This window comes from Gelidibacter pelagius (assembly GCF_017581925.1).
GTDB classification, from domain to species: Bacteria; Bacteroidota; Bacteroidia; order Flavobacteriales; family Flavobacteriaceae; genus Gelidibacter; species Gelidibacter pelagius.
On the sequence record NZ_JAGEVG010000041.1, the window covers coordinates 1 to 6,736 of the forward strand.

The following is a 6,736-nucleotide window of genomic DNA, read 5'->3' on the forward strand; positions in this document are numbered from 1 at the left end:
GGTTAGCTAATTTAAAATACAATTTGCCAACTTGAAAGAGGATGAGCTTATATTTGTAGATTAAATTAGAAGAGCCGTATGATGGGAGACTATCAAGTATGGTTCCCTGCCCGTCCGGCAGGCGGGTGTGAGAGGGGAAGGGTGAAACTCCCTTTTCCTACTCGACACAAAAACCTTAGGCACAAGCTAAAAAAAATATGATAATAGAAACATCTACATTAATATCAATTGGGACTTGGTTAGGAAACAAGCTTTTGGATAAGGGTTTTGACTCAATCCATAAGAAAATAACTTCCAAAACTTTTAACGATAGATTTTATGAAAAAGTTAACAATGTATCGATCATTTTACAAACAAATCATCCAGATGCATTAGGAGGTAATATAGAGTACTTTTTCAAACATGAAGATATATTTAATGAACTAGTTAAATTACTATTCTTTAACTCGAAAGTTGATTTAAAAGTTATTGAAGAAAAATTTGATATTGAAACATTACCAGATAATTTCATACTAGAGTTTATAAATCTTTTAAGAGATGAACTTTATAGGGATCAATTTTTCAACGAAATACTATCTAACAAAGAGATATTTTTAATTAGTATAGGGATCAATAAAAAAGTTGAAGATGTCTTGCGAATTTCTTCTCTATCGTATGATGAAATTAAAAAGTTAAAGGAATTAATAGAGTCTAAAATCAAAAGTAATTTTTCCTTTGCGAGTTTTATTTCTAATTATAAAACATGTTTAATAAATAATTATTCTCAATTAAACTTTATCGGTTTAGGATTAGATCTAAGTGTAAAAAAGGGGAAAAGAAAAAAACTGGAAGATTTATTTGTTAAACCATCATTCCATGTAGATGAAGTTAACTTGAAAATTCTACAAAAAATAAATCCAGAATTTGAATCACACACTAAAATTTCTCTTGATAAAATATTCAATTTTGATAAGCACTTAATAATACTTGGAAACCCAGGAAGTGGAAAATCTATTTTCACAAAATTTATATCATTGAAATTAATTCAAAACGAAAAATTAGTTTTTGAAAATAAAGCAATTACAGAAAGTATTCCTTTTAGAATAGAATTAAGAAAATATCACGCTTTTAAGAAAGATCAAAATGAAGGTTTAATAAAGTATTTAAGATTTTTGTTAGAACTTGAATATGGTTTCCCTAATATTTCAACAGAAGATGTTCAACAAGTATTGAAAGAAAAAAATACTGTTGTAATATTTGATGGATTAGATGAGATATTTAATTTAAATGATAAATTACTAATTAAAAATGATATAGAAAATTTTATAGCCCAACATACAAATACTAAAGCTATAATCACTTCCAGAATTATAGGCTACGATGATACAGCATTAAAAGAGTCAGAGATGCTGAAATTAATAATAAATAATTTTGATGATAATCAAATTCAAGAATATATTAAAAATTGGTATTTAATTGAAGAAGATGATGAGCAAATACGTGAAAAAGAGATAAACGATTTTTTAGCAAAAAAGGAACTAATTGACAATGAACTGATTTCTAATCCATTATTATTATCCCTCATTGTTATTTTATATAGAAACAATTTAAAACTACCAGATTCAAAACTTGAAATATATCAATCATGTACGAAAACCCTAGTCGATAAATGGGATCATAGTAAAGGCATGGAGATTAATCTCTCAGATGAAATTTATAAACGTAAAGACACTGTTTTTGCAGATTTAGCGTATTGGCAATATAAAGAATTAAGTAAAAAAGATGGTAAAGTGACATATCAAAGGGCGAAAAATACTGTAGCTCGAAGTTTAACTGAAAAACTAAAGATAGCTGATGACTTCACTTCGGATCTTTTTTCAGAACAATTTCTTGTATATGCGCAAAAACGATCGTTATATTTTGATAATAATTTTACACACAAAACATTTCTCGAATATTTCACCGCCTTTTGGATATTTTCAAACATTGAGAAAAAACATAAAAAAGAAGAAAGAGACAATTTAATTAAAGAATATATCATAAGCTCATACTGGCATATAGTATTGGAGTTATTGATTAATTTAATAGATAAAGATCAAGCAGACAATGAAATAATTGATGATTTGATAAAACATCAATTAAAAGAAAATGAGGAATCCGCAACTTTCTTTTTGCAAATTTTCAATACTATTCAAAATGTTAGTAATTCAACATTTGAAGATATTGTAAGCCAAGCTATTCATGGACTTTTAAAAAAAACTGTAAAAGAAAAGAACACTGAAAACTATAGGAATAGACAAAACTCTCCATTTTACTTATTGGCAAAACATTTCGATAATGAATCTTTAAGACAATTGATCGAAAAATGTATTAAAGAAATTAAGTTAGATGAAAATAGTTCCTATGAGGCCAAAATTCTTCTCTCATTATATTTAGAATTAATCCATGAAAGTAAAAAATTTAAAAATATTGAAATAAACAATTGGGATAATGATACTATAAATTTATTTTCTAGAAAAACAATACTTGAAGACCCTATAAACTATATTATGTTTGAATTTACTTTCAATCGTGTTGATTTTAATTTAAATCCAATCCCATTTGCTACTGATTTTTTAAGAAACTTCAATAAGGAATTATTTAGTGATAATTTAAAATCTAAATTTTCAAATTTTCGATATTTCCCAATTCAATTTATATGCTTGAAAAATGTCTTATTCAATTCAGATCATAATATATTAAATGATTATTTGACCTTAGTTGAAAAACACAACATTTCAATTACTGACTTAATAAAAGACTGCTTCAGTAATCCATTCTTCTTCAGATTCGACGATGACTTTAAAAATTTAATGGGTAATTTAAATCTTTTGAAAAATAAAGATTATTTAATTTTATTGGTTCCTATTTTTTATAAAATACGTTTTGGCGAGAATTATAATAGACAGAAAAAGTTTGAGCCAAATATTGAAGAATTATTTAAATTATTAGAAGATGAAGATTACTCTAATAAATTAGAATTCATTGTTGATAAGAAAAACAACAAGACCAAAGTGAAATCTTATATTATTGACAATTTTGAAATTGACAAATTAATAATCAAGTAAACTTAAACCGAAAAATTTAAGAAATAAAAGCCAGTGCCTAACAAAGTACTGTGCTTAAAAACCAGTCAAACCGTATGGATTCGAATCTAAAGTAACCCCGCCGGCGCAAGCGTCCCACTCGTGCTCACAAATACTTTTGGCCACTATAACTCATAGGATAGTTTTGAAAAAACGCAGTTCAACATATAGGAAAGTTTAGGGAAAGGTGGTAAATTGAGGAATAAAATTTTGGATCAATAAAAGATAAATAACTAGAATTGATCCTATGGGTACACAGAGGGTGGTTATGGGCACTCTTAGCACTTGTAAATGATAAGTTGTGTCAGTTGACAAAACTAATCAACAGAATAACCATCATTGATGAAAATTAAACCACTTATACTATCAATACTAGCTTTATTTCTATTACTTCTATCTTGTAATACTAAGGTTAAAGAGAATTATAGCCTTGAAAGCCAATTAAATGAATTGATTGAAAACTTCGACGGAGTTGCTCATTTATACGCAGAAAATCTTACAACTGGACAAATTATAGCTATTGATGCAAGTAGTGTCCATAATGCGGCAAGTGAAGCAAAACTTTACATTTTACTTACGTATGCTGAACAAGTTATCAACGGCACTTTAGACCCAACCAGCCTAATAACACTAACAGAAGAAGACAAAGTTTTGGGATCCGGTGTGTTGCGTTTCGAAATAGTGGGAAATCAAGTTTCACTATCATTTGTTGCATACTTAATGATGTCTATTTCTGATAATGTGGCAACCAATATATTATTAAGGGAAGTTGGAGGCATAGAAGCGGTCGACAAATTTTTGAAAAAAAATGGTATTAATGATACTGAGGTAAACGGAGAAGTTTTTAGAGGAGAGTGGATATCAACTTCGGCAAAGTCATTGGCAACTGCAGCGCAAATATTAGCTCGACCAGAAAAATATGGATATTCGAAAAAAGCAGCTGATTTATGTAAAAGCATTATGCTAAAACATTATGAGGATAATGGACTTGCTCGTCACTTGCCTTGGAGTCCATTTGTTGAAGAAGTGACAACTATGGAAGGATTCCGAAAATACAAACCCATATACGCAGGTATTGAGTTATATGGCAAAGCCGGATATACACCAGGTTATCGAGGAGATGTTGCTTATATCAAAACAACTAAAAGTGAATATGTTATCGGCCTAAAATGTACAAATGTGGATGATTCAAAACCACTAAATTCAACGAACGCGGGATTTGAATTTTCAGCAGAAATTGGTAGAATTTTTTATAATTATTGGGGCAAAAAATAGAAGTAAATTAAAATCAAACTTAAGATGTAAGTTGGCATTCATTATAACAAACAAAATCAAACTTGATCCTATGACCAATAAAAACAAAAAAACTTTATATCTAATATCTGGAATTTTAACAGGAATCGTGTTTATTAGTTCTATTTTAGATGCTGAACCTGGTTCTTTATTGGGAAGTATTTGGCTGTTTAGATTAGGATGGCTAATTATGTCGGTTTCATCTTTTATAAGTTATTACAACATAAAAAAGATTCAAAAAAACTAACTTGTATGTGGAATTTCAGCAAGTTTGAAAAATGAACTGGGCGTTGATTTAATAAAGTTACTGAATTACATAATCAATCGGAATTGAATAAGTTTACGGTACCTGTTTGCAATATTCCGTAACAAATCACCCTGCTGGCGCGAGGGTTCCGAGAGTACTCACAAATACTATTGGACACTATAGCCCATAGGATAGTTTAAAAAATACGTTGTTCGACTTATAGGAAAGTTCAGAAGAAGGTAGTAGATTGAAGGTTGAAAATTTAGATTGATAAGTATGAGATAACTAAGGTTGGTCGTATTGGCACACGGAGGGGCAGATGTGATCACTGTTAGGGTTTATAAATACAAATTGGCAGTCATACATACAAACCCGAAATTAGATTTTAACAATGAAAGATAGTGACCATTTATCTATTGAAACATTAAACAAAAAGTTAAAAACAACTATAACAGGAACAGCTATTTTAGCTGGAGTTATTGTCATATTTTTCATTTTAATGATAATAGATTATGTGGAAACTAAAGCGTTTAATTCTATGTGGATCATTCCAATTGTTTCGACTTTTATTGTGGTTTCTAATATATTGAAAATAAGAGCGTTACGAAAAATATTGAAATCAAAACAATCCTAACTCAATTAATTTATATGGACAAGACTTTCAAAATTTTCCACTATGCCAGTTTTCTGCAATATCCTTTTATTATCGCTGCTCTCTACTATTCATATAAACCAATAATAATTGGAATGGATGATTTTGACAAGGCAGAATTAATATCCAATTATAATTTAGTCCTATTGTTTTCTGGAATTGCGTTTAGCTTTGCTTCTCTTGCCGATATTAGAAAGAGAACTAAACTTGGAAATAAAATATTTGGTAAACAAAAAAATGCAAAGCGTTGGATTATATATATGTGTATTCTTGTTTTGATGACTTTTACATTAGGAATCTATACAATGTACTTTGCAAAATATGAAGAACTAAAAGATTTATCAATTGGAATATTCGTTTTTGGAATAGGTATTATTGGATTATTAAGGATGAATCTTGAAATTATTAAAACATATCAACCTGAATGGAAAAAAAGTACTACTGCCGACACCGTGTGAAAATAATTGCTTGTTTCTCGCTTACTTGGAAATTCCTCAACACCCAAAAGCGTTGCAGGACGGATTTTCCACAGGCAGTTGACCGTTGGGAATTGTCCGTGATTAGTCCACGCCATAGCTCATACATATAAGCGTTGGCAGTCATATGAAAAACGCACTCAGAAGAAAATCAAAATTGAATGATTTGTAAAAATTGTGAACAGAATATTAATGGGAATTTTTGTAGTAACTGTGGACAGAAATCTAAGGTTAGAAGAGTTGATTTCAAATATTTGCTTGAAGAAATTCCAAATAGTATTTTTCAAATAAATCGTGGTTTTTTATTTACTTTAAAAGAATTATTTATAAGACCAGGACATTGTATAAGAGAGTTTTTAGAAGGTAAAAGAAAAAATCATTTCAAACCTTTAGCCTTCATTATTTTCACATCTACTTTATATGTGATATCACATTATTTTCTTGGAAATCAAACTTTCATTGATGATGCTATTTCTGGTTTTAAGGCTGGAGGCAAAGTAGAAAATAGCAGCATAATAGATTGGATTTCTAAGAACCAGACATATGTTATATTACTATTGGTTCCATTTTTTTCTTTAGCATCTTATTTAGCATTTTTAAAATCAAAGTATAATTACTTTGAACATCTTGTTCTAAACATTTATATAACGGGGCAACAAATGTTCATCTATTTTATTTTCAGCTTTATTTTCGATAGGAATGGCTTGTTAATACTGTTACCGCTCTTATTGGGAATGGCATTTAATTTTTGGGCTTATTTTCAATTCTTCAGCAAGAAAAACACTTTTAAGAAAGTATTCCTTATCCTATTAACTTATATAATTTTCGCCATTATAATTTTTATAGGAGTATTTATAGCTGCTGCCCTTAAAGCACTGTTCTGAAAAAAAGTAAAATGTATTCATTTTCAACTAATGCCATTCTATTGGCATCATACATCAATCCCAATTTGGCTATAGCAAAG

At 29.2% G+C, this 6,736-nt stretch carries 5 protein-coding genes; all 5 read left to right on the top strand.

Going from position 1 to position 6,736, the window contains the following annotated elements:
* The first annotated feature begins 197 nt into the window (after window positions 1-197).
* The 5 genes from J4051_RS18585 (at window position 198) to J4051_RS18605 (ending at window position 6,656) form a co-directional block, all read left to right on the top strand.
* A complete protein-coding gene (locus J4051_RS18585) occupies window positions 198-3,086 on the top strand; it encodes an NACHT domain-containing protein (RefSeq protein ID WP_208235388.1) in 2,889 nt (962 codons plus the stop codon).
* Between the two features lie 360 nt (window positions 3,087-3,446).
* Window positions 3,447-4,379 (top strand): serine hydrolase, encoded by a 933-nt coding sequence (locus J4051_RS18590; RefSeq protein ID WP_208235389.1) that lies wholly within the window; start codon window positions 3,447-3,449, stop codon window positions 4,377-4,379.
* Between the two features lie 656 nt (window positions 4,380-5,035).
* Window positions 5,036-5,278, top strand: coding sequence for a hypothetical protein (locus tag J4051_RS18595; protein ID WP_208235390.1), 243 nt, complete (start codon window positions 5,036-5,038; stop codon window positions 5,276-5,278).
* 14 nt (window positions 5,279-5,292) lie between these two features.
* Window positions 5,293-5,754, top strand: coding sequence for a hypothetical protein (locus J4051_RS18600; protein WP_208235391.1), 462 nt, complete (start codon window positions 5,293-5,295; stop codon window positions 5,752-5,754).
* A 179-nt stretch (window positions 5,755-5,933) separates the two neighbouring features.
* Entirely contained in the window at window positions 5,934-6,656 is a 723-nt protein-coding gene (locus J4051_RS18605) for a DUF3667 domain-containing protein (protein WP_208235392.1), read from the top strand.
* The last annotated feature ends 80 nt before the right edge of the window (window positions 6,657-6,736 follow it).

Coding starts and splice junctions, on each gene's coding strand:
- J4051_RS18605 (WP_208235392.1), top strand. CDS start 5,934: ATGATTTGTAAAAATTGTGAACAGAATATTAATGGGAATTTTTGTAGT.
- J4051_RS18585 (WP_208235388.1), top strand. CDS start 198: ATGATAATAGAAACATCTACATTAATATCAATTGGGACTTGGTTAGGA.
- J4051_RS18600 (WP_208235391.1), top strand. CDS start 5,293: ATGGACAAGACTTTCAAAATTTTCCACTATGCCAGTTTTCTGCAATAT.
- J4051_RS18595 (WP_208235390.1), top strand. CDS start 5,036: ATGAAAGATAGTGACCATTTATCTATTGAAACATTAAACAAAAAGTTA.
- J4051_RS18590 (WP_208235389.1), top strand. CDS start 3,447: ATGAAAATTAAACCACTTATACTATCAATACTAGCTTTATTTCTATTA.